The sequence below is a fragment of the Planococcus sp. MSAK28401 genome, from assembly GCF_018283455.1.
Classification (GTDB): domain Bacteria; phylum Bacillota; class Bacilli; order Bacillales_A; family Planococcaceae; genus Planococcus; species Planococcus alpniumensis.
Map to the genome: position 1 here is coordinate 1,683,790 of NZ_JAAMTH010000001.1, position 25,620 is coordinate 1,709,409.

The following is a 25,620-nucleotide window of genomic DNA, read 5'->3' on the forward strand; positions in this document are numbered from 1 at the left end:
ATGTGAGCATAAATGGATATAACGGAAGTGCGTAAAAAAATGAAGATACTACAAATTACGGAACCTTTCGAAAATGAAGCGAGGACAGTCGTTTTAAAAGGCTTAGAGGAGCGATTCGGATTTATTGATCCTTCCTATAACCCTGATTTAAAAGATATATTGAGCAGTTACAGCCTGGAGAAGACGATGTTTTTTGTTTGTGTCTTTGATAATGCAGTAATTTCTACTGGAGCGGTTTCGTATGAAGGCCCTGGTGTCGGCAGAGTTGAACGAATGTCGGTCCTTAAGAAATACAGAAGGGGCGGAATCGCCAAAGTAATGCTCCAACATTTAGAATCGTGGGCACAGCAACAGGGCTACGAAAAAGTGGTTCTGGAAACAAATAAAAGCTGGACGAGTGCGATTGAATTTTATAAGAAGCAGCAATACGAATCCTACTTGGCCGAAGGGGAGCGAATTTACTTTTCCAAGCATTTGGTTTAAAACAGGTAATGAAGATTACTGTGCCATTGTTTTTCGATGAAGAATTAAAAACTTAGAAACAACGTAACTATATTTAGATTATTTGGCATTTAGCAATTCAGTCGACCAAAGCAGATTGCTTACATTTAAAAATTTACTGATCGGAGAGGACTTGAATGATGACGCGTTCAAAGAAGGAAAAAAATGAGCTATGGGAATGGGGAAAAGCGCTTTTCATTGCTTTTGTTGTTGTAGGGTTCGTTCGTTTTTTTCTTTTTGCCCCAATTGTTGTCGATGGTGAGTCGATGATGCCAACATTGGAAAATGGAGATCGAATGATCGTAAATAAAATTGGTTATTCGATTGGAGAGCCTGATCGATATGACATAATAGTTTTTCATGCTACAGAAGAAAAAGACTTTATTAAAAGAGTGATCGGACTACCAGGGGATCACGTGGCATACGAGGATGGCCAACTGCTAATAAACGGAGAAGCACAAAAAGAACCTTATGATGGCGACATAGAAACATTCACTGAAGATTTCTCGCTTGAAAAAATAACAGAATTTGAAACGATTCCAGAAGGCTATGTGTTTGTATTGGGCGATAATCGAAAAAACAGCACGGATAGCCGAATCATTGGGCTGATACCAATCAAAGAGATAGTGGGCAGCACAAATTATGTTTTCTGGCCATTGGATGACTTGGGCTTTGTTGAATGAAAAAGTTACTGTTAGATTGTATTTAAAGTGAATGTGAATACGAAGGTTTTATCTATAATTGCAGCTCATCCATCATGCAATATGATGAATTACATTATAGAAAGCAGGTGTTTTAGTTTGAGAGCACTTTTAGTTATTGATGTGCAAAATGGTTTAGTGGAAAAAGGGAACTTCCAAAAAGAATTGTCATTGATCGAAAGAACCATCAAAGAGTTTCAAATCAATGGTGATCCAGTTATTTTTATGAAGCATTTGGACGAGGAAGAACAAAGCCCTCTCTATAGAAATTCTGACAGCTCTGACCTGCATAGCTCGTTAGAAAAGTATGCAAAACATATTATCGAAAAACAAACGCCAAGTTCTTTCTTCAATACCGATCTATCGTCATTGTTAGAAGGTATGGGGGTCAGTCACATCTTTATCTCGGGGTTCAATACGGAATATTGCTGTATGTTCACAGCTATCGCCGCTTTTGATAGAGGCTATAAAGTCACCTTTTTGGAGGATGCCACTGCTACGGTGAATAGTGAGGAGACTTATGAAATGAAAGGCTTGGACATTAACGACTTCGTAGGCTCTGTATTGTATTCATCAAACGTTATTGAAGTATTGGATGATGAAGAATACGTAGAGCAGTATAAAGTAAATAATTTAAATTAGAATAAGATGGGCTCATTTTGCAAGCAACTAAATCGTTTTCATCAAGGAGTGGTGAAATGTCAGAAATCACCTTCCTAGCATCTTCAAGACCGTTTATCATCCCGCATGTCATAGAAGAGTATAATCAGCGCATGAAATATCGGACTGAAGAAGACTATATGTTCTTCTCAGTGCAAATAGCAGATGAGGCATGGCTTGAAGAAGTTCAAGGCCTTTTCTCTTTGCCCTATCTTTATGTAGCAGAAGGAGTGGGGAATCGGATCTTTTTAACCTACCTTGAAAAATATATGGAAATCGGTGATGTGATAGAGGTTTATAGCGTTCCGAATCAGCATGCCTTATCAGCTTATAGGGAAAAGTTTGAGGAAGATTTAGAGTATATTGAAGTGAATGCTGGGAGTTATACGTATCGAGATCGATTTGGATTCTTTCAGTTCAATCCAAAGAAATGGATAGAGGAATTGAGCAACCGAAACTATATGAGGCATAATGCAGTTACTACTTTTATTAAGTATTAATTTTCAAAGTTAAAGATACCGTACAGTGGTAAATCATACTTCAATGAGAAAGGTTTTTGGAACATGAGGCCGCAGTCAATTGTGGTGCTTTTTCTGCAGCTTTATTGAAGTGATACTGGAAATCGATTGGAGATATCGAGATGAGATTAAGCGGAAAAGAAATGGAAATGAAACTCATGGAAACTGATTATATCGATACGCAATTAGTAGACTTAATTTATGACAATAAACAGCATGTAGTCACAATGAAGTTTAAAGCGATGGGCCTGAATGAAGAAGTACAAACTGTTATATTTAATGATTGTTTTTTTACAAGCTTCAATACCTGGTTAGAAGGCATGGAAGGGAATATTCCTCAATCCCCAAATGAATCAGCATTCTTTTTTCACGATATTTCAATCCAGGATATCGAAATTAATGGTGTATTGCTTTATCAATGCAAAATGATTATTCCGATGATGGACTGCCATATCAACTGCAAGGCGATTGAAATTCAATAAAGTTCATTCAGATGAAGTTAAAGGATGTTGAAGATAGCCTGTTTAAAGAGGTAGATTGCCGCTGAGGAAAGATCGTGAGTCATTAAGCGCGTCTGCTATATGGAATCCGCACTTACACATTCTAAAAGAGATTAAAAATGGCTGGCATACACTCCGGGAAATACCGGAAGTATGCCAGCCATTTAATTGAATCAATAACCTTGATTTGAAGAGACCACTTTTATGAGCAATTCAATCATTAAAGATTTTAAAATAGTTGATTAAAATGCTGCTGTCCATCCAGCATCCGCTGTAATGACGGTGCCATTAACAAAGCTCGAATCATCAGATGCCAAGAACAAAGCAACTTGTGCGATTTCATCTGGTTGGCCAACACGAGGCATAATGGCTTGAACCGGCTGAGTACGGCTTGCACCGAATTGATTGAAATTGGTGATAGACGAAGTGATGTTGGTGGCAACGCCTCCTGGTGCGATCGCGTTGCAGCGGATGCCTTCTTTAGCATACATATAACCGGTGTTTTTCGTAAGCCCAACGACGGCATGTTTGGACGCGCCATAAGCCGCTCCAGCGTGTGCGCCATTTAATCCACCAGTTGATGCGGTGTTAATGATCACGCCTTTGCCTTTTTCAAGGAAGATCGGGATTGCTTTTCGGGTAGCGCGCATGACTGCTTTTGTGTTGATATCGAAAATCAGATCCCACTTTTCATCTGTGATGTCGCCGATTGGTTCAAAACTATCCATGATGCCGGCATTGTTGACGAGAATATCCAAGGTGCCATATTCGTTCACCGCAGTATCGATCATGGTGTCGGTGTCCTGTTGTTTTGCGACGTTAACTTGCAACGCCTTAGCTGTGCCGCCGTTTGCCACGATTCCCTGTGCCACAGCTTCTGCGCCTTCGATGTTCAAGTCCGCCACAATGACTTTGGCTCCTTCAGCTGCGTACAATTCTGCGATGGCTTGACCCATTCCTCCGGCTGCTCCTGTTACGATCGCTACTTTTCCTTCTAATTTCATTTCTATCGCCTCCAATTTTATTGAACATGTGTATAATAAAATTATATGTTGTGAAAGTAACCGTTTGCAATGGACAAAAAATAGAGAACTGTTCAGTAATCAACAGAAAAGAACATTATGTCCGATAAGAGGTGAAAAAACGTGAAGGAAATTGATTTGCGTATCGTCAAAACAAAAGGGGCGTTGCAAGAGGCTTTGCTCAGTATGTTGAAGAACAAGCCGCTGCATATGATCAGTGTCACAGCTATTTGCCGGGAAGCGAAGATCAACCGGGGAACTTTTTATATGCATTATGGAAAAGTCGAAGATTTATTTGAAGAATATTTCAAGGAAATCATGAAAGATTTGACGGACTCCTATATGGAACCTTATAAGCATGTACAGATATTACTGTCCAATGAGCTGGATCCTTCCACCATCCGGATCTTCCATCATGTTGAGAAATACAAAAAGTTTTACCGCATCATTTTCTCAAAATATGTGCCAATGGCGTATTATTATTTGTTATTTGATCAAGTAAATCAATTGTTGAATCAGGACATTGATGAAAAACACCATGCTGAAAATAAGAATATGTTCAGCGCTTATCAAGCAAATGCCATTTTGGGAATGATCATCGAGTGGCATCGGCAGGATTTTCAAAAAACCGCTACAGAAATGAATAATTTGTTTGTGGAAATACTGAATTTCCATTTTCGAAAATAAAATCGTGTATCAAGTATAGCCCCACTAAGGAGGGAGCATTAAAAATGAACATCCGAAAAGCGGATCACAGCGACTTGAACGCCATTTTATCCTTGTCGCCGCAAGCTATTTACGATGGAACTTTAGGAGAAGTGATGCCTTCTAAGGAAAAAATCGATAGTTTGGTTAAGCCTTTATTGGATAAAGGCGGCTTTTATTTTCTCGCAGAAGAGAAAGATGAAATCCTTGGTTGGGTTCTAGTCGGCACCACAAAAGACCAGTTTACTGAAAAGCGGAGTGGGTTTATCTACGAACTGTATATCCGGCAACCATACCGCGGCAAGGGGCATTCAAAACGATTGATGAATGCGGCCATTGAACATTTTCAACAGGAAGGGCATGCAGAAGTCCGGTTAAGTGCAAAAGCAGAAAATCCAGCTGTGCGTATGTACGAGAATATGGGATTTGCAACAAGGACGGTCAGCATGAGCTTGAGTATAGAATGAAAAAGAGTGTGGAAGAAATGCTGATCCTTCCACACTCTATCAATCCTAATGAAATTAAGAACGGCTTCCTTTTTTAATGAAAAACCTTATTACTATAAGTAAGACCATAAAAAATACAAAGGTGAAAATAATATCTCCCCAGTTAAAAAATTCAAAAGACTCCATAATTGTTCACTCCTTAATTTATCTATATGGTTATACTGAAAAAAGAAGAAATGGTTTCACACTTCCTAACTAAAATACATAAAAATCGCAAAGTAACTAATGAAAAGAGGTACACCATGAAAATTGAAAATCACTTAAAAGACATGCCCTCATTCGAAACTGATCGTCTTCTATTAAGAAAAGTGACACGGCACGATTTAGATGATGTGTTCGAATTCTCTTCCGACCCCGAAGTGGCGCAACGCATGACCTGGGGGAAGAACGATTCCAAAGAAGAAACCTTGTCCAACTTCCTGCAGCCGACTGTGGACGGTTATAAAGATGGCCAAAGCGGTGTATGGGCGATTGTCTATAAAGAAAGCGAGAAAGTCATCGGGACTTGTTCGCTGGTTGACTGGTCGAATGAACATCAAAAAGCAGAAATAGGCTACGTGCTAAATCGCGAATTTTGGGGAGCGGGGATCGCTACAGAAGCGTTACAGGAGGTACTGAATTACGGTTTTGACGTACTTCAATTGAACCGGATCGAAGGCGGGTGCGATTTAGACAATATCGGATCGGAAAAAGTCATGTTGAAAGCCGGCATGATCTTTGAAGGCGTTTTGAGAAAGAATGAACGCATCAAAGGAGAATTTCGGGACACCAAAATCTTTTCTATTTTAAAAAGTGAATACAATTCTTTGACCAGAGGAGGTAGGCAATAATGAACTCAGGCACAGTCTCGGTCGCAGCATTTTTGATTTCTTTAGCTGTTTATGCAGTTTGGTTCTTTAATGAAGACGTATTCTCTAATTCAGCAATGATTGTAGCTATTGCTCTACCGCTTATCGGAATCGTGGCAGCACTCTTTGCCAAGAACAGATCGCTCAGAGTAGTGGGCTTAATTGGAAATTCTTTGGTTCTTGTTGTAGCCGTCATTATTCCATTTCTCTCCACATTGTTTTGGAGTACTCTTTGAACTGACAAGATTGCCGTCCATAAGAAAAGACTGCTTTATCAGCAGTCTCTTTTAGCAAAGCTTACGTATGCCTCGAGCGGTATTCTCTTCGCAAGATAAATAGAACGTGAAATCCAATTAATGCAGGGACGAGGCTAATGTTTAATAATTCAACATCAGTAAGTGTGAATACTTGAAACATCGCAAAGAATACAAGGCTTGTAAATAAGATGTATAAGGCGAGCTTGCAGCAATAAGCGACAATCCAATTTCGCGACGGTACCAAGCTCATAAGGAAGTCCACCAAGTACGACATCGGAATGCCCATAACGAAAAATACTGGAAAAATAAATACGTAAGTGACCCAAAACGCTTTAAATAAGGTAAGTTCAGACAACAGGTCCTGTTCATTCGCAATGACAAGCTGCCACAAGAACATCAACATCACGTAAAGCGGGGCAGAAATAACGGCACTGAAAAATCGTTCGAGAAAACTTTTTATCATATCATGGCTCCCAGCATCTAAGAATCTCCTACCTACATAATGTAATTATAACAATCTGGAGTGAAGGATCGTAATAATAGTTAAGAGGTGAACTTTGATGATGAAGTTTCTAGTATTATTTGCTGCATGTCTTCCGATAGTGATAATGATGGGATGTTCTGAAGAAGAAGTGGTTCGTGTGGGTACTCCTTTTGACAATGGAGGTACGACAGGAGCGGAGTTCAATACGGGCTTCACAGACTCAGAAACACTATCTGAGTTGCGGAAGATTATTGAGATGGAAGAAAAAATAGAACCGCCAAATGAGTTAGCTCCAGTCGCGGATCTTGTTCTTACCTTGGATAAACCGGAAGAAAATGTTTCTGAACTTTGGCGGTATGTATGGTATATGGATGATGGCAGTGCTGTTTTGTCCAATAGAGGAAACGCAGTGGAAGAAGAGCAAGAGTTCTATGCTTTAAATGAAGAACAAACAAAAGAGTTGAAAAACATATTGGATTAAACACATCATACGAAACACAGAGAAGCTTATGAATAGCTTCTTTTTTTCGATAATTAAGCATTAAAATGGATAAAGTTATTTAATAATTGTGATTTTAGTACTGTATTTAAAAATATTAAATGGTAAAATAAGTATGTATAAAAAGGGGCATCTTATGAAAAAGGAAATCATTAAATTTGATAACGGATTACAGATAGGCATGCGCTCATGGGGGAACATGAACCACACAACGCTTCTTTTTTTTCACGGCCTTGGGAGTTCGGCAGCCAGCTTTACTGAATTAGCCAACTTACTTTCTTCAGAATACAGAATCATCGCATTAGATTTGCCTGGGCATGGTTTATCTACAGCTGAACAATTTGAAGAATCCTTTTCAGTAGCGTCGATGGCTAGGTGGGTAAAGGAAGCAATGGAACAACTTGATATTAAAGATCTTCATGTCATTGGACATTCAATAGGTGGGAACATAGCGTTGGCGTTTGCCAAAATTTTCTCGGTTCAATCAGTCATTCTCTTGGACGGCGGGTATATACGCTCAAGCAATATTCCCGGTAGTTCTATCACTGAAGAGATTCGATTCGCAAAAGAGCATTGTGATAATCATGCTTTTTCATCCTGGACACAGTTCGAAGAAAAGATGGCCGAGGACGGTTTGACGGAACGATTAATTGAAATGGCGGAACCGAGCATGCAAGCAGAACGTGATGCCATTAAGTTGATTTTAACGAGTGAACATGCCGGATATTATGTGAAGCAACATTTCAATGAGCCGAGCATGGATACCTTAAGTGATATCGATGTACCGGTCTTGCTGCTTAGAAGCACTTTGCCGAAGGCGTTTAATTCCCATCGTGAAAGCGAAACTGCGAGACTCCAACAGTATTTGGCTCTCTCTGTGGAAGAAGTGAAAGATACTTCCCACGATATCTATTGGGAGAACCCGGAAGTGGTGAGCCAAAAAATCTCGCAGTGGATCAGCCGTAAAAAATAGATCTGATAGCTTAATAGTATCTCTACCATAATGAGCGGGGGATTCAAAGGTGAAAACATGGGAGACGCTCTCTACAGAATATTTGTATGAAAATCCGTTCGGGAATTTGAGTAAAGAGCAGTGTAGGCTGCCAAACGGAATCGTCATTGATAACTTTTACGTAAATGAGTATTCGGATTGGGTGAATGCCGTAGTCCTGACCGACAGAAATCAACTCGTACTTGTAAAGCAATATAGGCATGGGACAAGAGGTTTTTATTTAGAAATTCCTGCTTGAAAGCTTGAAGAAAACGAAACCAGTGAGGAAGGAATTCTAAGGGAAGTTCTTGAGGAGACCGGATTCACTTCAAATGAAAAACCCATCTAATTGGGAAAGTATATGGTGAATCCGGCCGTTCAGAACAATAAAATTTCTACATACCTAATCACTGATGCATTCAAAACGAGCGATCAACAATTAGATGACACCGAAGAAATCGATGTTAAACTGATCGATTTCGAAGAGTTTGACTGAATCGGACTATCGAAACACAGTTGTTTACAGCCAGCGCTTACTATATGGCCAAGTCATTTCTAAATAAATAAGGGTGCAAGTGAAATTTGAAAGGGGACCGTACCAATGAACAAGCAGAAAAAGAAAAACACAAATAAGACTGATTTTTTCGATGTAATCTCATTTTGGATCCCAGAATTGCTATTTCTTCCCTTCAGAATCCTGTTTATGGCGGTAAGGGGAATCGTTAGGTTAATTGGTGGCTTTTTTGATGTTGTCTAATTACCGTATTATATGGGTCTGATAAGTTCTTTACGTATTTAGTAAGGTCGGGAAGTGATGAGATGAACCGATTGTGGAAAGTGTTGCATAAGTGGGTTTTCGAAAAATACGACCAGTTCTCCAACGAATTAGGCTACGCAGACTGGAAGATTACTTTAGAAAACACTTTTGGCATTTTTCAAATGGAGGGAGATGCATTTTACCATGCCACACAGCTCTCCAACAGCGAATGGGCGGTTTGGAATGACAATGGTGGAGACCCGCCCTATGAATTCCAAGTATTTTCGACTTGGGCTGAAGCGATCAGCCATCTCCGAACATTGTTTGAGGAAAGCCAATTGCCTGAAAGTTATTGGCGTCCTGAAGGATTTGATGTGGGAGAAGATGTTTTTTCAAAAGAGCCAGATCGAGAAAAAATGCTTTAAAAGCATAAAATGAGAAATGGGGAATGTAGTTTGATGTTGCTTGAAGTCATTGTAGTTTTACTCATTATTTCATGTTCGCTATTTATACATGAAATGGGACATGCTGTTGCCACAGTAACGGCGAACAAAAATTCCAAAGCTGAAATCTTTATGGGTTCATCCAGCAAAGCGAACAAGCTAAGGCTATCTTTTGGAAGAATTACTTGTTATCTGACCGTCGCTATATCTGGCTATTGTGAGTATTCCATCCCAAAAGAGTACCCAGCGTTTACATACAAACAAAAACTCTTCTTCTACCTCGGCGGGCCACTCGCGTCATTACTTGGTTTTGTGACATTATTCATTGCCTCTCATTTTATATCCGGAATAGCGGGAAATATCATCATCAATAGCGCAGGAGCAAACTTTTTTCTCTTTATCACGTCATTGATTCCGTGGACTTATCCCCGCTTATTAGGTGGCCTTCCGAGTGATGGATTGCAGACTTTGAACTTGGTGAAAGCGAACCGAAAAGAGCGAAAGTTTATTACGTAATAAATTGTAGCTTGCCTGACCTTCAGAACGAATCATTATAGTGGTAAAAGCGGCTTTTCAAAATACATAAGTACTGTGAAAGGGGGAAGCTCGAATATGGGTTTTTCCCTTTTTGATTAGAAATAAATTTTCAGTGGAGCTTACTTAAGAAATTGCTAGTTATCTTACGATCGTCTTCGTATAGTTAATATACATAAATATAAAATCATATAGGAATTATATCGATTGGAGACCTGAAATGAAGAAACATTACTATACTGGAAAGAACTTTTGGCGATACGATACCAACGATTCTAGACCTCTTTATCCATGCAATAATGAAATCATTGAAAAAGCTGAGTTAGTCTTGGGAATCCGTTTTCCTAATTCTTTTAAAGACTTGATGAAAAAGCGGAACGGGGGAGAACTTCATTACCCATATTTTACTGTTCCAGCAACTAGAGCAAATAGCAGATCAGGTGAGGTATTTCATTTGCCATGTATTGAACCTATACATTTTGAAGTGGATAACACCTGTATTTTATCATCCAAAGAACTGATTACCTCTACAAATGATGAGCGGGGCGGTAAAGCACTTTCTGACAAGCTCATCGTGCTTTGGACTGATTTTCATCATTGGCTTGTATTTGATTATAAAAATCAAAAAGAAACCCCCTCGGTATTATTGATTGTTGAGAATTACGATTCACCGGAAATAGTTTGGGAAATCATTGAGCTCGCCGAGTCCTTTGATCAATTCCTAGAGCAATTATTCCTGGAAACGAATTAAAGCGGTGACTCCCGAATGCTCTTTATATATTTTATGATTTCGAGTGAGCAGTCTCGTGATGAGAAAGGAAAGATTAGGGAAAATGCATATTACATGGAGTCCGCTTTGGTATGGATTAGATCAAGCGATTGTGGCAGGAGATATTGATTATTATTACCTGTCTAATGACGGTGCAGAATTTGCGAATGGTGAAGCAAGCGCTGAGGATAAGGAAATATACGCTAAAATAGTGAATATTATCCATCCGGAGATTGGCAAAGTGCGAGGCATCCTTACAGATGAATTGAGTTATAGAGTGTTTCTTGAAGATGGAGATATTATCCGGATCGATGCAGAAGAAAATACCGGATTGGTAGAATATTCAGCCGATTGCGGAATAAGTGAATGGACTTTCGAAGTGGAAATCGAGATCCTGAAGTTTACTTGATACTCATCTGAGGAGCGGATGGCTCTTACGAAGGGCAAGGCGTTACAGGTTTGGCAGGCAGCAAGGGAAGTAAAACACAATTGCATGTTAAACATATAGAGAGTCTCAGTATTCTAAGGAACTGCAGACAGTGAAACGGAGCGATGGCCAATGGAATACTTTTATTTGTTTTTAAAGATTTCACTCGTAGGTTCGACAATTTTATTCAGCGATTTTATTTTTGGCCAAATTGGCTGGTGGTTCGCAGTTGTCATGATTCTCGCATTATGGGCATCAGGTTATTTCGATAAAAAATCGATTCAAATAAAAAAACAAAAACTGACTGAAAGGTTTTCGATTCTAAAAACCTTGGACAGCGGACAATCAGTCAATGTCGAACTAAAAAATGGCGAGTTGTTTTCGGATTACAATTTCAGTTCTTTCAATGAGGACGAAATAACTGTCGCTAAAAAACTAGAGCGAGAACAAATTATGCAAGGAGGAGATAACGTTCGGGAGATCAAGTTCACTAAAATTCAGTCAATCACGAGCTCTGATGTTCAAGTTGCAAGAAGAAGACGGCGATTTTAAAAGGTAGTCTTAAAAAATCTACTGATTGTTACGGGCAAACCAATCAACCAAGTGAAGATAGAAAACAGTTGATACGTATCATGCAAAAACTTTTTCTCAGATAATTAGCTTTAAAAAGTTCGTAAAGGTGGCTTTAATTTCACGAACGTTCGTAAAGTGTTTTGAGACGTTTACGAACGTTGGTGTACTTGGTTTTTAGCACTTTAAAAGACGTTCGCAAAGGTGTACTTTTACGAACGCTTTGACCTAGGAAAACTATGAAGTTAAGAAAGTGAAACAATCGGAATTATTTTGAATATCGAAACTTATCACAGGAGCAGGTTTTCCTTTATTTTGTGGAAGACGAATATATTGAGCAATGACTTGTTTACTAGTTAGAAATCAGGGAAGCTAAGAAATAGGAAGTATATGGATTAATTTCAAAAGGGAGGATAGTAAGTAATTTTTAGTATTAGGAAGATTTGCTCGGAAATTAAAGAACCACTTAAGTAGTGGAATCAAAAAATGATAGGAGCGATATACATAATGAAAAAGACATTGTCTCTTTTTAGCGTAGTGGTTTTTGCAGGATTCGGTTTCGTGGCCCCAGCTTTGGCAAATGAGAATGAGGAGGGTTTAGTCTCTAACGGAATTGAAGTATCAGAAATCATTGAGAAAACAGAAATCCCTGTATTGTATGAGGATACTGATTTATTTGAAGTGAAGACTCATCCCGATCACCAGGAAATTTCAGTGGGTGCCTATTTGGGAGAAGACTCTACTGAGAACAATTTTGTTCCTGAATACGAAAACAATTCAGCTATCTTTGACTTCAGTGAGGTTGAATTAAAGGCAGGCGATACGATTACGTTCTTTATTCAAGATGGCCTTGTCTTCAGCGAAGAATTTGTCAGAACTATTCAGCCAGCAGAAGCAGCTGCTGAGGAAACTGTTGATGAAAATAGCGAAGAGGGCGGAGTACTTCCGAATACAGCAACCAATACGCCGATGATGATGGTAATGTCTATTTCCCTAGTCGTCCTAGGTGGAGCTTTGTTGGCCGTACGCCGCCGTAAATCATCTACTATGTAATTTGTTGATTGATACTTGAAACCTACTAAAAGAAGAATGAAAATTCTTCGGCATGAGTAAAAAACCAGTTGCATTCATTGCAGCTGGTTTTTTTATGTAATGAATAATCTTTAACTTGTTTTACTGTAGCTGTATTGAGCGTTTCATTTTAGAAAAAAATAACGATTCCGTCTATGCGCATTGGGAAGTATTGATGATCTGAATATAAACAACAAATCAAAAAATTTCCTACAAAAAGAATATAGCGAGGTTTTCTTATAGAAATTAAATAAAAAATTCAGCTATAACTTAAAAAGTTTAAACAGACCTATTTTCTTATTTTCAATTAAGTTACATTCGTTTCCTTGATTTAATTGATATATCATAGTTGACCGGAAGAGAGGAAACCTTAGGTGTGTTTCTTCCCTTTTTCTAGCACATGCTTTTGTTTTTAAAGCAAGAAATTGATTGTACAATAACCAGAATACGGGAGAACTTAAAATAACAAATAGCGTCCTCTTTTTATAAAGTTGATCAAGAAAGAAAGCATTGGCTAGATGGCATTGCTTAATTTTGCTGCTGAGTTTCTTACCACAATGTAACAGCTTACTCATTATAGTAAATCTCTAATAAACTACTGAGCTGGGTCAGGTTTTAAATCTTTCTCGTACAATGAAATTTCTTCCTTCTAATTTCAAAAGATGTTTTTGGGTAATATCTATTCGGTCTAATTTCCATTATGCTATTATTAATGGAAAAACATAGCAATTAGTTGAAACATAAGAGGCTAGGTGAATTTATGCTAATAGTGAGTGATTTGCAGTTGAAAACAAAAGAAACATTATTATACGGAGCCATCATGCAATTGAAGAAAGGAACAATCTATGGCTTATCCGCCCGGAACGGTAGTGGTAAAACCACATTGCTCCGAACCATCAGTGGACTGAGAAGCGAGCCTCTAGGTTCGATATCTATTCATGAGAACGATCACATATTATCTGCACTGGAAGTGAAAAAACAGTTGTTCTACTTTGAGACGGTGGAATGGTTTGACCCTAATTTATCCGGATGGGATTATTTGCGGTTTACACAGGCTTCTTGGAACCAGTCTGCCCGTCCGATTGACGAAATCGTCTCTTTTTGGGAAATGAAGTCGTACATCAAGACACCCATCAAAAAATATTCGCTTGGCATGAAACAAAAGGTGTTGCTCGCCATGTATGACGTGAGTGGGGCAAGCTATTGGCTGCTTGATGAGCCAACCATTGGCTTGGACACCAATAGCCTGAAGAAATTTCAAACGTATTTGCTAGAGGCTAAACAAGACGGGGCTTGCATTTTATTTTCTTCTCACCAGAATGATAGTTTGTATGCGGTCTGCGACTACATTTACGAAATGGAAGATGGCTCCTTAATTCTGTCCACGATAAGAAAGGGGGAGGACAAGGAGTGAATTATTATCGATTCCTCTTCAAAAAGACCGTAAAAAATCGGGCCACTTCTGTTCCGTTGGTTTTGCTGTTGGTATCCATTGTCGGTCTGTATGTGATTAACCAAACCTCAGGCAATTTTTTTAGCTATAAAGGGAGTCTAACTGATTATCATGAGCAAACGAAGGAGTTGGAAGAGTACTACGTGGGCTTGCAGAATGATGGTGTGGAGTACTCAGCTGATGAAGTCGCATCATTCGAAGCAGGCTATGATGATGTAATCGAGCAGTCGATGTGGTCAGCAAAAGCTCTCCAATTAGCAGAGGAAGAAAAGTGGGACGAGGCGTTGAGTTATTCGATCAATCTCTTGAACCGGCAACTGGAAGCCAATGAGCAAGCGGAGGGATCGCTGTTTCCTGCTGAACATGTAGCCGTATTAAAAGGTGATATCGAAATGTACGAACAGTTACAGGCGCTTGAACAAGAGCCAGATACTGCGGGGTACGAGACGTTCGGGTTCAACTACGTCTTTCGGGTAATGGATTCACTGTTCCCAGTGTTATTTATGCTGATATTAGCTGTTCTGTTGACAGAGATTTTTTTGAACTCATATAAAAAAGGAATGAACATCAATGCGTTGTTGCCGATGAGCTTTGTGCGCCTTACAGCCAAACGGATTTGGTTCAGCAGTCTGTTAGCCGGTACTGTTTACTTGTCCACGCTTGCCATCAGTTTAGCCATGGCAAGCCTCGTGAAAGGCTCGGGCCATGTGCTCTACCCAGTCTTGCTCTATTCGACGGGATTGCCAGAGACGTCGCCCATCTGGATCGTTTTGGTGAAGATGCTGATTCTCCAGTTATTGGGCATACTAAGCCTGGTTCTCCTCGTCTCGCTGATCAGCTTTTTCGTCCAGAACCATCTAGTCAGCTTATTGATCACACTGGTCGTCGTTATTGGTTCACCGATGGTCTTTAAATCCATTGAGGCCTTTCATTCCATTGCCCATTTGAATCCCTTTACGTATTTGGCAAGTGGGGATGTGGTGACACGGTTTATCATGCAGGATGTTCCTAATTCCCGGGCTACGTTTGAAATGGGAATCGTTTCACTGGGTGTGTTTTCTTTCATGCTAGTCCTAATAAATGTGGTTCTTGCTTTCCGGCATGAGAAGAAACCAATGTATGCAGCAAAAACATAAACTGACAAAGGCTCCTGCTGGATATCCTAAGTTGAAACTTGGAAGTTCAATAACAGAATCCAGTTTACATATGACGAATCACCAGAAGCTAATCATAATGCAAGGAGAAAAGAGTCTGTATTCAGCATACCTTTTCTCCTTTTTATTTGCGAAAGAGTACTTTTACGAACACTTCTATATTTAGAAAGAAAAGGCGAATATTCTATCTATGCAGTATGATAATTAATGCTAATCTGAATACAGATAATCTTTAAAGGAGAGCGTAAAATATCTTGTGTAAATGAATAAATAGAAAAAGGAAGACCTTTTCTTGTAGAATTAAGTCACCACAACCAATTCACAGAAAAGAGGCCTTCCCTATGACTCAGTTTACAACAGATATTATGCAAGCTCTAGTAAAAAAAGAAGACATCTCCGAAGTTTTTCGCAAACATTTGGAGACGGCGGTGAATACACTTCTTCAAACGGAACTAACAGCGTTCCTGGATTACGAAAAATACGACCGCATCGGGTTTAATTCCGGCAACTCACGCAATGGTGTCTACACGCGGACACTCCATACGGAGTATGGGGATTTAGAGCTTTCGATGCCACGGGACCGGAACGGCGAATTCAACCAACAGACGGTCGCTCCGTACAAGCGCTCAAACGATACGCTGGAAGCCTTCGTTATTCACATGTTTCAAAAAGGCGTGACCATGTCCGAGATTTCGGACCTGATCGAGAAAATGTACGGCCATCATTACACGCCACAAACCATTTCCAATATGACGAAAGTCATGAGCGAACAGGTCGAGGCGTTTAAATCTCGTCCGTTAGAACAGCGTTACGCGTGTGTCTATCTGGATGCAACTTACATTGCCCTCAAGCGCGACACGGTCTCGAAGGAAGCCGTCTATATTACGATTGGCATCCGAGAGGACGGCTCAAAAGAAGTCTTGGCCTATACAGTGGCACCTACGGAATCCGCATTTGTTTGGGAAGAAGTCCTGTTGGACTTGAAAGAGCGCGGTGTCGAAGAGGTGCTTTTGTTTATCTCCGACGGCTTAAAAGGCATCACTGATCGCATCTTCGCGGTCTTTCCCGATGCTCAATATCAGGCGTGCTGCGTCCACTTGTCGCGTGGGATCCGCCACAAAGTTCGCGTTACCGATCGCAAGGAGATTCTGGATGATTTCAAATCGGTCTACCGGGCAGAGAACCAAGAACTGGGTGAAAAAGCGTTGAAAGCCTTTGTCGACAAATGGAAAACGGCCTATCCCAAAGTGGCGAAATCGTTGGAAGCGAATCCCTATATTTTCACTTTCTACAGCTTCCCAAAATCCATTTGGCGAAGCATCTATTCAACGAACCTGATCGAATCGTTCAACAAGAACGTAAAGAAATACAGCAAGCGCAAGGAGCAATTTCCGAACGAAGATTCCTTGGATCGCTTCCTGGTTTCCCAGTTCGAAATCTATAACCAGAACTTCTCCACCCGTTGCCATATCGGATTCGATCAAGCTCGTGCAGAGCTGACTGAGATGTTCAAGCAAACCTAATCGATATACATACAAGAAAAGGATTTACTTATTTACACATAATTATTGACGGTCTCTTGCTTACCTATACATAAACGATTTAAATGAATGTGAAGATATCATCCAAGAAGTATTCATTAAATGCTATCACCAGTTGGAAAATTTCCGATTTGAATCTAATGTCAAAACTTGGCTAATTCGAATTACTATCAATAAATGCAAAGACTACCACAAGTTATGGCGAGTGAAAAAACTAATTTATCGACCGTTCCTTATCTCCGAAAGAAAAGATGCTTCAGCTGAAGAGCGTTATCTTGAAGAAGAGACTTCCTCTGAAATCATTTCCAGCATTCACCTTCTATCACCTAAGTACAAAGAAGTTTTAATTCTTTATTATTATCAAGAGATGACCATGCAGGAAATCAGTGACGTATTATCCATTAGCATTAATACAGTTAAATCTCGACTATTGCGAGGAAAACGCACGCTTCAAACGCAATTAGAAAGGATGATTGATCATGGACAAATTTGATCGCGAAATACGAAGCAAAATCAATCGAGATTTAGAAAAAGAAGTTCATTTCTCATCGGCTGAACGAATCAAAATTCAGCGACGTATTCATGAACATAGAAACAAAAAGGTTTCTTTTAATCCTATTTATTGGACAGTCCTCGTTTCAGCTGTTGGGCTGATGATGGTGTTTGGACTTATCTATATGGGGGATCGCTCAGCTGTCTCTACCGACTCTCCTGCCATCGCCGGTGAAGAAGAAACGATCTCAACTGCCACTACAACAGCTCTTCAAAAGCCCGAGAGTATATTGCCCCAAGAGCAAGAATGGACCAAAGAGGATGCAGCAAATCCCAAGAGTGGTATGTACCAAATGGAAGTTTCCGAGTTTGCTAGTGTAGCAGAGTACTTAACTGTTATGACGGAACATTGGCATCACGGCAATGATAGCGGAGATCCAGAAATAGACCGAAAAATTTCGATTGCCTTTACTACAATCAGTTACCTCAATTATTATGAAAATGAGTTCCAAGAGTTTGAGGCAACAGCGATAGCTGACGAGCTCCAACGAATTGCGCTTGATATTAGCATGCACTATAGCGAACTAACTGATGAAGAACTACGAGTAGCCTTTCAAGAATTTGAAGAACAATTAGCTGATCTCAATGACGTGATACAATAAAATATGGTAAAAGAAAGAATCATCCATAAATACTGCTTTATACTCCTACGATCGATGTTCTTGTGCATAGTTCTTTAAGAGAAAGGAATTGTATTCATTGAAGTTGCATTATCAACTAACTTACTCTGACTTTTTAGCTCTTCAACGAGATTCTATTAAGCATTTGAATTATCACAGAAAAAGGGCTCTGGTTACGTTCTGCATCCTTGAGTTGCTTATTTTCTGGGTTGGACTCAGTCTGGCTGAACATATATTGCCTACTGATTTATCTTCTAGTTTGACGTGGGGGCTTCGTATCAGCGCTGGAATTTTACTAGCTGTCTTACTTGCCCCGCTTAGCAAAAAGGGTTATGGACTATTGACCAACTGGCAGTATAAATTGTTGCTACGTAAGGAAAAACATACAATCTGGCCAAAGGATGTTACGGTGACTTTGGATCAAGAATACTTGAGAGTACAGACACTGCAGAATGGATTGAAAACAAATACTGAAATTCAGTGGGGAAAGATCCAAAAAGTAAGTGAAGACCATCGCCATTTGTACTTATACTATGACGAACTAAATGTAATGATTGTGCCGAAGAGCAACTACAAGGCGAGTAATGAAGAGAAAGCAAACATTGAAAAATTACTCAGTCACAAACTCGGCCATTTGCGTATCTAAAAAGCGATGAGAATAATAAAGGAGTGGAACGATGCAGATTCAATATCAATTGACATACGACGATGTGTTAACTTTTCAAGAGTACGAGACAAGATATTCCACTCGTCACAAGATAAGGGGTGGGGTCTTCCACGTTCTTATCACTCTACTTGTTTTCATAGTAGTTGCTTCAATTATCATCATACTAATACCTATACTGTTTCAATTTGAAAATCAGCCTATTCCATACACGCCAATATTTATAACGGCTGTATTAATCGCTTTGATTTCAGCTCCATTTCTAAAGAAAATCTATGTACCAGTGATTCTATGGCAATATAAGCAAATCTTTAAAAAAACGAAGGACAGAAGATGGCCAAGACCGATCGCAATCATCTTGAAATCTGAAGGACTGAATGTGAAATCTGTTCACAATGGTATCAAAGAAGACATTGATATTTCGTGGGAATCCATTCAAAAAGTAATAGATTATGGAGATTTGTACTTCCTCTATATTCAAAAAAGAGAAGCGCTCATCATTCCGAAAAAAAACCAAACTATTACCACTGAGCAACAGGAGAAACTTCGTGAGTCGCTAAAGCAACATTTCCCAAATATCACCTGAATGAATACTTAATAAGCTGTAAGCTCTCGGTATTGAGAACTTGCAGCCTATTTAAAAGCAATGGCTCTTTTGAGAAGAGACAAACGCGTAAAAGCTGATAGGTTATTTTTTTGAATTAACGAAAGCTCTTTAAATTCTTATGTCTTTCTAGGAGCATGTCATCAATTTAGGGTTTCATTTACTTATTTTACTCGGTCCTCTCTCTTTCTATTCCTCAGCATCTTCCGTCTTTGAAGAACTTATATCAGATTCTCATTGAGTTGAATTTAATGTAAGTTCTTCTTTTCTTCTTACGACATGACTAAAAATCTCTTAACATGCAAATTTGTGAAAGCAGATTATTTGGATAAAAAATGGAATGTCTTGTGCTACAATAGTGGGTATACGTAGGAGGGGTTTGATGAAGAAAATCATGATCGGTATTCCTATTGCTGTTTTCTCTGTCTTGGTACTGTTGATCGCTTGGGTTAGTCTAGTACCGGAAGAAAATATTTCTACAGAAAAAGCGACTACTGAAGGAAATGCAAAAGAATATATAGCAACTGCTTGGAATAGATGGAATGGTAGTACACTTGATGAAGAGAATATTGAAAAAGAAACTACTTTTATTGCACTCAACTCGATTGACGGTAATGAAATGAAAACTTTAGGAATGGAAACAGAGTTTTTGGAACTTCAAGAAGTAGCTGGCATCATTAGCGGTGATTTTGGAAGACTTACGGATGAAGAAAAACAAATACACTATAAAGAATTCGAAGACAAATTACATGAAATTCACAACTCGATTAATTGAAAGATAAAAGACCTTGAATAGAAAACAAACTACTATTTGATTAGAATAAAAATGTTTTTTTGTAATGGAATCCTTCCATAAAGGTACATTTTCAAAAAAAGGGATAGAAGATGCGGCTCGATTAGCATCTTCTACCCCTTTTTGTTTTTGCAGCTTCCGATGACTGCACGATATGTAAACTAAATATTAGAAAAGTCTTCCCTTTCTACCCCATTTACACAAGATATTTTACCCTCTCGTAAGCAATTCGCTTTAATTCTAGTCCATAATCCTCCATCAATTGGGCGATTACTGTTTCATAATCATAAGGTTCGCCATTTTTATTAGCGTTATCCGGCCAAGGCATCAAGACTCAACTCCTTTCTATAGTAATTAGACGGTTGTCACTTCCGTTTTGACCCCTAGTATTCAAATTATTTCGCATATGCTATTTCCAGATTATAGAGATACGGGATATAAAGTTCCGATTTTGAAACCATAGAGCAGTGAGACTCGTCTTAGGGGCAGCTCATTTCACCTTTAATTAAAATTTTATCAATAGATAGAAGGGAGGCAACGCTTTGACCGACGAAAACAATTTGCCTTTAAAAATTCAAAAAGAAGCCTGGTTAGAAAATCTAATGGATCAATATGGCGATCGCCTAACAAAGCTCGCTTATAGTTATTTGAAAGATTGGGGAAGGTCACAGGAAGTTGTCCAAGATGTATTTCTGACCTGTTATCAGCAATACGATATATATGAAGAAATTAACTCCTATAAAGCGTGGATTTATAGAATTACCATTAACCGCTGTAAAGATGTCCTGAAAAGTTCTTGGGCCAAACGGGTTGTCCTGAATAATCAGTTGTTTCAGTACATGCAGACAAAGGAACCTGCACCAGACCTGGCGTCACTTCAAAGAGAAGGAGATGAAGAACTGGCAAATTCCGTATTGTCTCTTCCAATCAAATATCGTGAAACCATTCATCTTCATTACTACGAAGATTTGTCGATACCCGAGATGGAAGCTCTGTTAAAAATTAATCAGAACACCTTGAAAACTCGTTTGCGAAGAGGCCGGAAGCTACTGGGAGAGACTATCAAAAGAGGTGATGTATATGAAGGATAGATTGACTGAGTATCGCGAGGCGATGGATAGAAGTGTCTTCAAAGATCAACAATTCACTGGGAAACAAAAACAAGATATTTTAAAAAAGATTAATGAGCCACCTCAACGAAAAGAGAAAGCTGAGTGGATTCCTCGGAGTCTGAGCGTCGCTTTTCTAGCCATCCTTTTGCTAATTGGAGGCTATCTATTAAAAGCACAAATTGAAGATAAGGTTCTGCATACGACAGAAAGTACAGTGGAGCAACCGTTACCCGAAGCCAGTAAACCAGAAGTAACCGCAGGTGATGATAGTCAAAAGGAAGAAGAAACTCTAGAGTCCCCATATAGAGAGATTAAAACGTATTTTGAGGACTATGATCTTCCTCAGGAAGGTAGATTACCTGAAAGTGATACAATAAATGGGATTAGTTACGAGAATGGATATACATTTGACCGAGACACCAAGGCTATGGTTTCTCGAGTGTGGAATAACGGAGAAGTAAATGAACCCTCTGAAGGACAGAAAGTAGGCGTCATAATGGGGTGGTTAAACGATGCTTCAGGAATTCCTGACTTGGAAAGCATGACCATAACGAATGATCCCAATCAATTTCAGCAGCCCATTTCTAGGCTCGAACAAGTAAAAGAAGCGACGGAGTTTGAACCGTTGAAAAAGTGGACTTCAGAAACGATCGAAGTTCTTGCGTCAGCTCAAAAAACAGAAGATATGGATGCAAGGCAGGAATTAATAGAAGAGGGGTATACCAGGCTACAAAAAATGACTTCCTTAATCACAGAGGAAGACAAGTAATAGAAGAAAAAATATGTAGAGATATGTCGTAGAAATATGTTGGTATTCCAGGTACAGACAATTGGAACATTTACTTTTAAACACTATAATGAGGTGCATCTTTTGATTTTAAACTATCAGTTAACAGTCGATGATTTATTCGCGCTCCAGAAAAATTATTTTCGTACTAGTGAGTATCATATTAATAGAGGCAAGCTAGCTTTTGTTGTCTTGATGTTGTTTTCCTATTTTGTTTTTAGCTCCTTCTTGCTGAATATTTTGCCGGGAAATGTCTCTCCTGATTTAATTGTTCCAGTCTCTATAGGAGGAGGCATCCTTTTGGCTTTGATTCTCCTGCCATTCGTCCGAGACTTATATTTTAAAATACAGATATGGCGATTTAAAATAGCTTTTAATCGATTAAAAAACAACGGGTGGCCGAAGGAGTGCATCACCAAACTGACTCCTGAAGGCATCGAACAGCATGTTCACAACAGCCAACTTGAAGGAAAGACTCAATTGAACTGGAGTGCATTTCAAAAGGTAGGAGAAGACGAGCGCCGATTTTTCCTCTATCACACAGATACGGATGCTGTAGTCCTGCCAAAGCAAACAGAATCACTTAGTGAAGAAAGTCATAAAGAACTGAGAGATTTGCTCACCCAACATATCGGTCATTTGCTTAACACAAACTCGAAGAAAACAGCCAATGCTTTATAGATGAGGCCGATCAGGATCTGATTGAAGGTTGTAAGGCTATTATCGATGCCATAACTTATATCGGATGAATCATGCAGAGACTAATCACTGTGATTGGTCTTTTTTTGATACTTAAGTTTCTTTTTCGAACGGTTTTTCAGCTATGTAAATATAGAAGCTAAGTCTTTATGTAGTTGATAACTTCTTGTAAATAAGTTTCTATAGGCTTGCTTGTATCTACGGTCAAGATTTTCCTCAGTAAGGGTTTCTTGCTGTTTGCAATTGTATAATGGAAGGCTTCTAAGGAAGACACTTCTTTAATTTGGCTGATCATTCTCTGGCGTTCTCTTAATCTACGATTGATTTCTTCCATGTCATCCAGATAACATTCTACGTATTTATACTTAATCGGGTATTTTTCGCTTAAGGCAATTCCTTTTTCGATGAGTTCATCATAGAGACAAGGGCTATCTAAAATGACATTATGTCCTTGGGATAGATAAAATTCTACGAGTGACCAATCGATATTATAAGATGCTTTTCCAGCAAGTTTAGGATCAATTGGAACTTCCAAAAGAGACTCCATCAGAGACGACTTAACGATATCATGGTCAACAATAACTGCTTTAAGATGCTTAGCAATTTCACGTGAAAGTGTCGACTTTCCCGAACCGGGGAAACCGGACATTTGAACAAAAAACATGTACAGACCTCATTTCCAGTTACTTGGATAAGTTATTCTGAATTTAAATAAAGTGATGTCCCCCTAATATACCACTTAGAGATAGGGGGAAAAGGAGGTTCCTTGTTTTCATCAATTCAATTAAGATTTGAAAAGAATAAGCCAATAATTGAAATAGGAGAAGAATCTATATCCTTTGATTAAAGCAGAAGAATAAACCCTTCTCCTTTTTATCTGTCTATTTCAGAGTATATGTATTAGAAACAAAATAGGAAAAAAATTTATGGGAGTATTCTATTTATACCTAATATTATAGAGACTCATATTAAAGAATTACCTAGTGGAAGAATGAAAATCTCCTGATGATGATGTATGATGCATATTATAGTTCTGCCAGACATGACTTAAGAAGCAATCACAAAGATATTTTCAAATATTGGTAGTCCCCTTTGTCTAACTTTAGTTGCTTATAGGACAGCTATTATTTTCTATTTGAAATGGAGTTGAGAAAGTGGATGTATTAATTTATGCATTATTGTTGTTTGTTATTCCGTTTATCTATCAATACAAACTTACACAATTTTTTTGGTTAAAATGTAAGTCTTTACTAGCCGCAATATTTCTTACTAGTTTAGTTAACTTTATTTTTTACGTTGGCAGCTTTACGGGCTGGATCTATTATAGTTTTAATGCAAATGTAAAATGGGATACTGAAACTTTAACTTTGGCTGGGATATTTTTTACATTCCTCGTTTTCGTAACGAATTTATTTGTAATAATAATATGTTTTAATGTTAGAAAACGCACTACTTTTAATAAAGAAATGCTGAGTAGATAAGGACGAAAGGTTATCAGAGGAGTGAAAGCAGATCTGCATATTGAAGCATATGCGATAGGATAAAAGCCAATAGCTGAATTTCCTGAAAAACATGTTATGAAATGAATATTAAATTGAGCTAAATTCTATTGAGTGCATAGCGAACGCTTGTGGAGTGCCTATCTGTCCATAAGAAGGTCTTATGTATAGTTGCGATGCCGAAAACATCAATAATTATGAAGAGACAAGGTGAATTATTTTTAGAATATTAGAATATATATAACCTATTGGATCCCATTTTTTAGTTTATAATAAGTGGAGAATAAAATAATGGGAGGTTAGGTAATGGGTAAATATCCATCTTTAAAAATTTTTCAATCGAATAGCAGAGACTGCTATTTGATTGAAAAGTATTAGTTCCCAAATTATTTTAAATAGGAGTCTTTGCTTATATCTTATATTAAAATCCAGAAGGGGCAAAGACATGAGATACATTAATGCGAAGAGTATATTACCTAAGGAAGTTCTAAAATTGATACAGAAATACGCGGATGGAGAGTATCTCTATATTCCAAGAATTGAAGGCGAAGAAAAATCGTGGGGAGAAAAAAACGGCACGAAAAGTAGATTAATAAAAAGAGACAAAGAAATCTATGAAGAGTACCAAAAAGGGTACACTTATGCAGATTTATCAGCAGCTTATTTCTTATCTGTTAAAAGCATTCAAAGAATTGTTAGCAAGGAAAAAAATATGTATTAAGAAGAAGGATATCAAATTTGAATTTGATATCCTTCTCTTTTTTTTGCTCATGTATGATTGATAATTGATTTTTAGGTAGGTATTAAAAGAATATTGGATTAAAGTTAAAGTATACAAATCAGTTCAAATAGGGGGAAGTAAGATTGGATTTTTATTTAAGGTCGAGAATAGAAGAAGATACAAAGGAATTTTTAGGCTGGAAGTATGAAGGTATATATTCATTTTATGATAATGATATTCAAAAAGAAAAGATTGAGGCTATCGAAAAAGCGACTAGTTCTGATTATGCATTTACAGTAATTAATGAACTTGATGAGATTGTTGGTAACTGTGAGTTTTTCTATGTAAATGAAGAAGATGAAGAAGATGAAGAAGAAGTTTTAGCAGTAAGTGTTCAAATGAAACCATCATTGACAGGTGAAGGTTATGGTACGGAATTCTTTAAAGTAATTGTAGAGCAAGGAAGAGAGCGTTTTCATTACAACTACTTAGAGCTGATGGTTGTCGAATTTAATAAACGGGCAATCCGTGTGTATGAAAAATTAGGTTTTCTTATAAAAGAAGAAGTTGAAAATGTAATAAGAGGGGAAAAGTATAGATTTTTAATAATGGGTAAACAAATGGATTGATGTTTTTGACCTCATGTAACGGTTAGTAA

The 25,620-nt window shown here is 38.4% G+C and carries 36 protein-coding genes and 1 pseudogene; 33 read left to right on the plus strand and 4 right to left on the minus strand.

Going from position 1 to position 25,620, the window contains the following annotated elements; translation table 11 throughout:
- Nucleotides 1–12 precede the first annotated feature (12 nt).
- From G3255_RS08535 to G3255_RS08555, 5 genes are all read left to right on the plus strand, one after another.
- Entirely contained in the window at nt 13–483 is a 471-nt protein-coding gene (locus G3255_RS08535; RefSeq protein WP_211654084.1) for a GNAT family N-acetyltransferase, read from the plus strand.
- Nucleotides 484–641: 158 nt separating this feature from the next.
- The gene (lepB, locus tag G3255_RS08540; RefSeq protein ID WP_211655801.1) at nt 642–1,184 is read left to right on the plus strand and encodes a signal peptidase I; all 543 of its coding nucleotides are present in this window, start codon (nt 642–644) and stop codon (nt 1,182–1,184) included.
- Between the two features lie 117 nt (nt 1,185–1,301).
- Nucleotides 1,302–1,844, plus strand: a complete 543-nt coding sequence (locus G3255_RS08545) for an isochorismatase family protein (RefSeq protein ID WP_211654085.1) — start codon at nt 1,302–1,304, stop codon at nt 1,842–1,844.
- A gap of 56 nt (nt 1,845–1,900) precedes the next feature.
- Complete coding sequence (locus G3255_RS08550; protein WP_211654086.1) at nt 1,901–2,362, plus strand: hypothetical protein; 462 nt, start codon at nt 1,901–1,903, stop codon at nt 2,360–2,362.
- Nucleotides 2,363–2,502: 140 nt separating this feature from the next.
- Nucleotides 2,503–2,862, plus strand: a complete 360-nt coding sequence (locus G3255_RS08555; RefSeq protein ID WP_211654087.1) for a PIM7 family immunity protein — start codon at nt 2,503–2,505, stop codon at nt 2,860–2,862.
- A gap of 260 nt (nt 2,863–3,122) precedes the next feature.
- Here G3255_RS08555 and G3255_RS08560 read toward each other — a convergent pair whose 3' ends face one another.
- Nucleotides 3,123–3,884: an SDR family oxidoreductase gene (locus G3255_RS08560; RefSeq protein ID WP_211654088.1), complete on the minus strand. Its 762-nt coding sequence runs from the start codon at nt 3,882–3,884 to the stop codon at nt 3,123–3,125.
- Nucleotides 3,885–4,025: 141 nt separating this feature from the next.
- Between G3255_RS08560 and G3255_RS08565 the strand changes: the two genes are divergently transcribed.
- The 4 genes from G3255_RS08565 (at nt 4,026) to G3255_RS08580 (ending at nt 6,197) form a co-directional block, all read left to right on the plus strand.
- The gene (locus G3255_RS08565) at nt 4,026–4,589 is read left to right on the plus strand and encodes a TetR/AcrR family transcriptional regulator (RefSeq protein ID WP_211654089.1); all 564 of its coding nucleotides are present in this window, start codon (nt 4,026–4,028) and stop codon (nt 4,587–4,589) included.
- A gap of 44 nt (nt 4,590–4,633) precedes the next feature.
- The gene (locus tag G3255_RS08570; protein ID WP_211654090.1) at nt 4,634–5,074 is read left to right on the plus strand and encodes a GNAT family N-acetyltransferase; all 441 of its coding nucleotides are present in this window, start codon (nt 4,634–4,636) and stop codon (nt 5,072–5,074) included.
- A gap of 281 nt (nt 5,075–5,355) precedes the next feature.
- Complete coding sequence (locus tag G3255_RS08575; protein ID WP_211654091.1) at nt 5,356–5,943, plus strand: GNAT family N-acetyltransferase; 588 nt, start codon at nt 5,356–5,358, stop codon at nt 5,941–5,943.
- Complete coding sequence (locus G3255_RS08580) at nt 5,943–6,197, plus strand: hypothetical protein (RefSeq protein ID WP_211654092.1); 255 nt, start codon at nt 5,943–5,945, stop codon at nt 6,195–6,197. Before G3255_RS08575 ends, G3255_RS08580 begins: the two co-directional genes overlap by 1 nt.
- A gap of 61 nt (nt 6,198–6,258) precedes the next feature.
- Here G3255_RS08580 and G3255_RS08585 read toward each other — a convergent pair whose 3' ends face one another.
- Nucleotides 6,259–6,681: a hypothetical protein gene (locus G3255_RS08585; RefSeq protein ID WP_211654093.1), complete on the minus strand. Its 423-nt coding sequence runs from the start codon at nt 6,679–6,681 to the stop codon at nt 6,259–6,261.
- A 97-nt stretch (nt 6,682–6,778) separates the two neighbouring features.
- Between G3255_RS08585 and G3255_RS08590 the strand changes: the two genes are divergently transcribed.
- From G3255_RS08590 to G3255_RS08675, 19 genes and pseudogenes are all read left to right on the plus strand, one after another.
- Nucleotides 6,779–7,183, plus strand: coding sequence for a hypothetical protein (locus G3255_RS08590; protein ID WP_211654094.1), 405 nt, complete (start codon nt 6,779–6,781; stop codon nt 7,181–7,183).
- Nucleotides 7,184–7,337: 154 nt separating this feature from the next.
- Nucleotides 7,338–8,174, plus strand: a complete 837-nt coding sequence (locus G3255_RS08595; protein ID WP_211654095.1) for an alpha/beta fold hydrolase — start codon at nt 7,338–7,340, stop codon at nt 8,172–8,174.
- Between the two features lie 49 nt (nt 8,175–8,223).
- Nucleotides 8,224–8,451: an NUDIX hydrolase gene (locus G3255_RS20060; protein ID WP_249222091.1), complete on the plus strand. Its 228-nt coding sequence runs from the start codon at nt 8,224–8,226 to the stop codon at nt 8,449–8,451.
- 105 nt (nt 8,452–8,556) lie between these two features.
- Entirely contained in the window at nt 8,557–8,688 is a 132-nt protein-coding gene (locus G3255_RS20225; RefSeq protein WP_283092915.1) for an NUDIX hydrolase, read from the plus strand.
- 105 nt (nt 8,689–8,793) lie between these two features.
- A complete protein-coding gene (locus tag G3255_RS08605; RefSeq protein WP_211654096.1) occupies nt 8,794–8,949 on the plus strand; it encodes a hypothetical protein in 156 nt (51 codons plus the stop codon).
- 62 nt (nt 8,950–9,011) lie between these two features.
- Nucleotides 9,012–9,374: a hypothetical protein gene (locus G3255_RS08610; RefSeq protein ID WP_211654097.1), complete on the plus strand. Its 363-nt coding sequence runs from the start codon at nt 9,012–9,014 to the stop codon at nt 9,372–9,374.
- 33 nt (nt 9,375–9,407) lie between these two features.
- Entirely contained in the window at nt 9,408–9,908 is a 501-nt protein-coding gene (locus G3255_RS08615; protein ID WP_211654098.1) for a zinc metalloprotease, read from the plus strand.
- Between the two features lie 238 nt (nt 9,909–10,146).
- Nucleotides 10,147–10,677, plus strand: coding sequence for an SMI1/KNR4 family protein (locus G3255_RS08620; protein ID WP_211654099.1), 531 nt, complete (start codon nt 10,147–10,149; stop codon nt 10,675–10,677).
- Between the two features lie 58 nt (nt 10,678–10,735).
- Nucleotides 10,736–11,104 (plus strand): hypothetical protein, encoded by a 369-nt coding sequence (locus G3255_RS08625; RefSeq protein WP_211654100.1) that lies wholly within the window; start codon nt 10,736–10,738, stop codon nt 11,102–11,104.
- A 150-nt stretch (nt 11,105–11,254) separates the two neighbouring features.
- A complete protein-coding gene (locus G3255_RS08630) occupies nt 11,255–11,674 on the plus strand; it encodes a hypothetical protein (RefSeq protein WP_211654101.1) in 420 nt (139 codons plus the stop codon).
- A 525-nt stretch (nt 11,675–12,199) separates the two neighbouring features.
- Nucleotides 12,200–12,745: an LPXTG cell wall anchor domain-containing protein gene (locus tag G3255_RS08635; RefSeq protein ID WP_211654102.1), complete on the plus strand. Its 546-nt coding sequence runs from the start codon at nt 12,200–12,202 to the stop codon at nt 12,743–12,745.
- 802 nt (nt 12,746–13,547) lie between these two features.
- The gene (locus G3255_RS08640) at nt 13,548–14,177 is read left to right on the plus strand and encodes an ATP-binding cassette domain-containing protein (RefSeq protein ID WP_211654103.1); all 630 of its coding nucleotides are present in this window, start codon (nt 13,548–13,550) and stop codon (nt 14,175–14,177) included.
- Nucleotides 14,174–15,352, plus strand: a complete 1,179-nt coding sequence (locus G3255_RS08645) for a hypothetical protein (protein ID WP_211654104.1) — start codon at nt 14,174–14,176, stop codon at nt 15,350–15,352. Before G3255_RS08640 ends, G3255_RS08645 begins: the two co-directional genes overlap by 4 nt.
- A gap of 359 nt (nt 15,353–15,711) precedes the next feature.
- Complete coding sequence (locus G3255_RS08650; RefSeq protein WP_211652904.1) at nt 15,712–16,893, plus strand: IS256 family transposase; 1,182 nt, start codon at nt 15,712–15,714, stop codon at nt 16,891–16,893.
- 61 nt (nt 16,894–16,954) lie between these two features.
- A pseudogene (locus G3255_RS08655) lies at nt 16,955–17,404 on the plus strand (RNA polymerase sigma factor); the annotation flags it as partial.
- Nucleotides 17,391–18,065 carry a hypothetical protein gene (locus tag G3255_RS08660; protein ID WP_211654105.1) on the plus strand — a complete coding sequence of 225 codons (675 nt, stop codon included), beginning with the start codon at nt 17,391–17,393 and terminating at the stop codon, nt 18,063–18,065. The pseudogene G3255_RS08655 and the gene G3255_RS08660, both read left to right, overlap by 14 nt.
- Before the next feature lie 97 nt (nt 18,066–18,162).
- On the plus strand, nt 18,163–18,729 hold the full coding sequence (locus G3255_RS08665) for a YcxB family protein (protein WP_211654106.1): 567 nt from the start codon (nt 18,163–18,165) through the stop codon (nt 18,727–18,729).
- A 31-nt stretch (nt 18,730–18,760) separates the two neighbouring features.
- Nucleotides 18,761–19,333: a YcxB family protein gene (locus G3255_RS08670; RefSeq protein WP_211654107.1), complete on the plus strand. Its 573-nt coding sequence runs from the start codon at nt 18,761–18,763 to the stop codon at nt 19,331–19,333.
- 400 nt (nt 19,334–19,733) lie between these two features.
- Entirely contained in the window at nt 19,734–20,126 is a 393-nt protein-coding gene (locus G3255_RS08675; RefSeq protein ID WP_211654108.1) for a hypothetical protein, read from the plus strand.
- A gap of 214 nt (nt 20,127–20,340) precedes the next feature.
- Here the strand turns inward: G3255_RS08675 and G3255_RS20230 are convergent, their stop codons facing one another.
- Nucleotides 20,341–20,472 (minus strand): hypothetical protein, encoded by a 132-nt coding sequence (locus tag G3255_RS20230; protein ID WP_283092916.1) that lies wholly within the window; start codon nt 20,470–20,472, stop codon nt 20,341–20,343.
- Nucleotides 20,473–20,686: 214 nt separating this feature from the next.
- On the opposite strand from G3255_RS20230, the gene G3255_RS08680 reads away from it, so the two are divergent.
- The 3 genes from G3255_RS08680 (at nt 20,687) to G3255_RS08690 (ending at nt 22,724) form a co-directional block, all read left to right on the plus strand.
- Nucleotides 20,687–21,235 (plus strand): sigma-70 family RNA polymerase sigma factor, encoded by a 549-nt coding sequence (locus G3255_RS08680; RefSeq protein WP_249222092.1) that lies wholly within the window; start codon nt 20,687–20,689, stop codon nt 21,233–21,235.
- Entirely contained in the window at nt 21,225–22,025 is an 801-nt protein-coding gene (locus G3255_RS08685) for a hypothetical protein (protein ID WP_211654109.1), read from the plus strand. The genes G3255_RS08680 and G3255_RS08685 overlap by 11 nt, the downstream gene beginning before the upstream one ends.
- Nucleotides 22,026–22,127: 102 nt before the next feature.
- On the plus strand, nt 22,128–22,724 hold the full coding sequence (locus G3255_RS08690; RefSeq protein WP_211654110.1) for a YcxB family protein: 597 nt from the start codon (nt 22,128–22,130) through the stop codon (nt 22,722–22,724).
- Nucleotides 22,725–22,881: 157 nt separating this feature from the next.
- On the opposite strand, the gene G3255_RS08695 is transcribed toward G3255_RS08690, so the two are convergent.
- Nucleotides 22,882–23,406 carry a P-loop nucleotide/nucleoside kinase family protein gene (locus G3255_RS08695; RefSeq protein ID WP_211654111.1) on the minus strand — a complete coding sequence of 175 codons (525 nt, stop codon included), beginning with the start codon at nt 23,404–23,406 and terminating at the stop codon, nt 22,882–22,884.
- Nucleotides 23,407–24,686: 1,280 nt separating this feature from the next.
- Here G3255_RS08695 and G3255_RS08700 point away from each other — a divergent pair.
- Both G3255_RS08700 and G3255_RS08705 read left to right on the plus strand, forming a co-directional pair.
- Nucleotides 24,687–24,962 carry a CD3324 family protein gene (locus G3255_RS08700; protein ID WP_211654112.1) on the plus strand — a complete coding sequence of 92 codons (276 nt, stop codon included), beginning with the start codon at nt 24,687–24,689 and terminating at the stop codon, nt 24,960–24,962.
- Between the two features lie 143 nt (nt 24,963–25,105).
- Entirely contained in the window at nt 25,106–25,591 is a 486-nt protein-coding gene (locus G3255_RS08705; RefSeq protein ID WP_211654113.1) for a GNAT family N-acetyltransferase, read from the plus strand.
- Nucleotides 25,592–25,620: the final 29 nt, after the last annotated feature.

Coding starts and splice junctions, on each gene's coding strand:
- G3255_RS08670 (WP_211654107.1), top strand. CDS start 18,761: ATGCAGATTCAATATCAATTGACATACGACGATGTGTTAACTTTTCAA.
- G3255_RS08585 (WP_211654093.1), bottom strand. CDS start 6,681: ATGATAAAAAGTTTTCTCGAACGATTTTTCAGTGCCGTTATTTCTGCC.
- G3255_RS08635 (WP_211654102.1), top strand. CDS start 12,200: ATGAAAAAGACATTGTCTCTTTTTAGCGTAGTGGTTTTTGCAGGATTC.
- G3255_RS08620 (WP_211654099.1), top strand. CDS start 10,147: ATGAAGAAACATTACTATACTGGAAAGAACTTTTGGCGATACGATACC.
- G3255_RS08605 (WP_211654096.1), top strand. CDS start 8,794: ATGAACAAGCAGAAAAAGAAAAACACAAATAAGACTGATTTTTTCGAT.
- G3255_RS08580 (WP_211654092.1), top strand. CDS start 5,943: ATGAACTCAGGCACAGTCTCGGTCGCAGCATTTTTGATTTCTTTAGCT.
- G3255_RS08550 (WP_211654086.1), top strand. CDS start 1,901: ATGTCAGAAATCACCTTCCTAGCATCTTCAAGACCGTTTATCATCCCG.
- G3255_RS08590 (WP_211654094.1), top strand. CDS start 6,779: ATGATGAAGTTTCTAGTATTATTTGCTGCATGTCTTCCGATAGTGATA.
- G3255_RS08695 (WP_211654111.1), bottom strand. CDS start 23,406: ATGTTTTTTGTTCAAATGTCCGGTTTCCCCGGTTCGGGAAAGTCGACA.
- G3255_RS08630 (WP_211654101.1), top strand. CDS start 11,255: ATGGAATACTTTTATTTGTTTTTAAAGATTTCACTCGTAGGTTCGACA.
- G3255_RS08570 (WP_211654090.1), top strand. CDS start 4,634: ATGAACATCCGAAAAGCGGATCACAGCGACTTGAACGCCATTTTATCC.
- G3255_RS08685 (WP_211654109.1), top strand. CDS start 21,225: ATGAAGGATAGATTGACTGAGTATCGCGAGGCGATGGATAGAAGTGTC.
- lepB (WP_211655801.1), top strand. CDS start 642: ATGACGCGTTCAAAGAAGGAAAAAAATGAGCTATGGGAATGGGGAAAA.
- G3255_RS08610 (WP_211654097.1), top strand. CDS start 9,012: ATGAACCGATTGTGGAAAGTGTTGCATAAGTGGGTTTTCGAAAAATAC.
- G3255_RS08575 (WP_211654091.1), top strand. CDS start 5,356: ATGAAAATTGAAAATCACTTAAAAGACATGCCCTCATTCGAAACTGAT.
- G3255_RS08560 (WP_211654088.1), bottom strand. CDS start 3,884: ATGAAATTAGAAGGAAAAGTAGCGATCGTAACAGGAGCAGCCGGAGGA.
- G3255_RS08660 (WP_211654105.1), top strand. CDS start 17,391: ATGGACAAATTTGATCGCGAAATACGAAGCAAAATCAATCGAGATTTA.
- G3255_RS08700 (WP_211654112.1), top strand. CDS start 24,687: ATGAGATACATTAATGCGAAGAGTATATTACCTAAGGAAGTTCTAAAA.
- G3255_RS08555 (WP_211654087.1), top strand. CDS start 2,503: ATGAGATTAAGCGGAAAAGAAATGGAAATGAAACTCATGGAAACTGAT.
- G3255_RS08615 (WP_211654098.1), top strand. CDS start 9,408: ATGTTGCTTGAAGTCATTGTAGTTTTACTCATTATTTCATGTTCGCTA.
- G3255_RS08675 (WP_211654108.1), top strand. CDS start 19,734: ATGAAGAAAATCATGATCGGTATTCCTATTGCTGTTTTCTCTGTCTTG.
- G3255_RS08535 (WP_211654084.1), top strand. CDS start 13: ATGGATATAACGGAAGTGCGTAAAAAAATGAAGATACTACAAATTACG.
- G3255_RS20230 (WP_283092916.1), bottom strand. CDS start 20,472: ATGCCTTGGCCGGATAACGCTAATAAAAATGGCGAACCTTATGATTAT.
- G3255_RS08650 (WP_211652904.1), top strand. CDS start 15,712: ATGACTCAGTTTACAACAGATATTATGCAAGCTCTAGTAAAAAAAGAA.
- G3255_RS08595 (WP_211654095.1), top strand. CDS start 7,338: ATGAAAAAGGAAATCATTAAATTTGATAACGGATTACAGATAGGCATG.
- G3255_RS08625 (WP_211654100.1), top strand. CDS start 10,736: ATGAGAAAGGAAAGATTAGGGAAAATGCATATTACATGGAGTCCGCTT.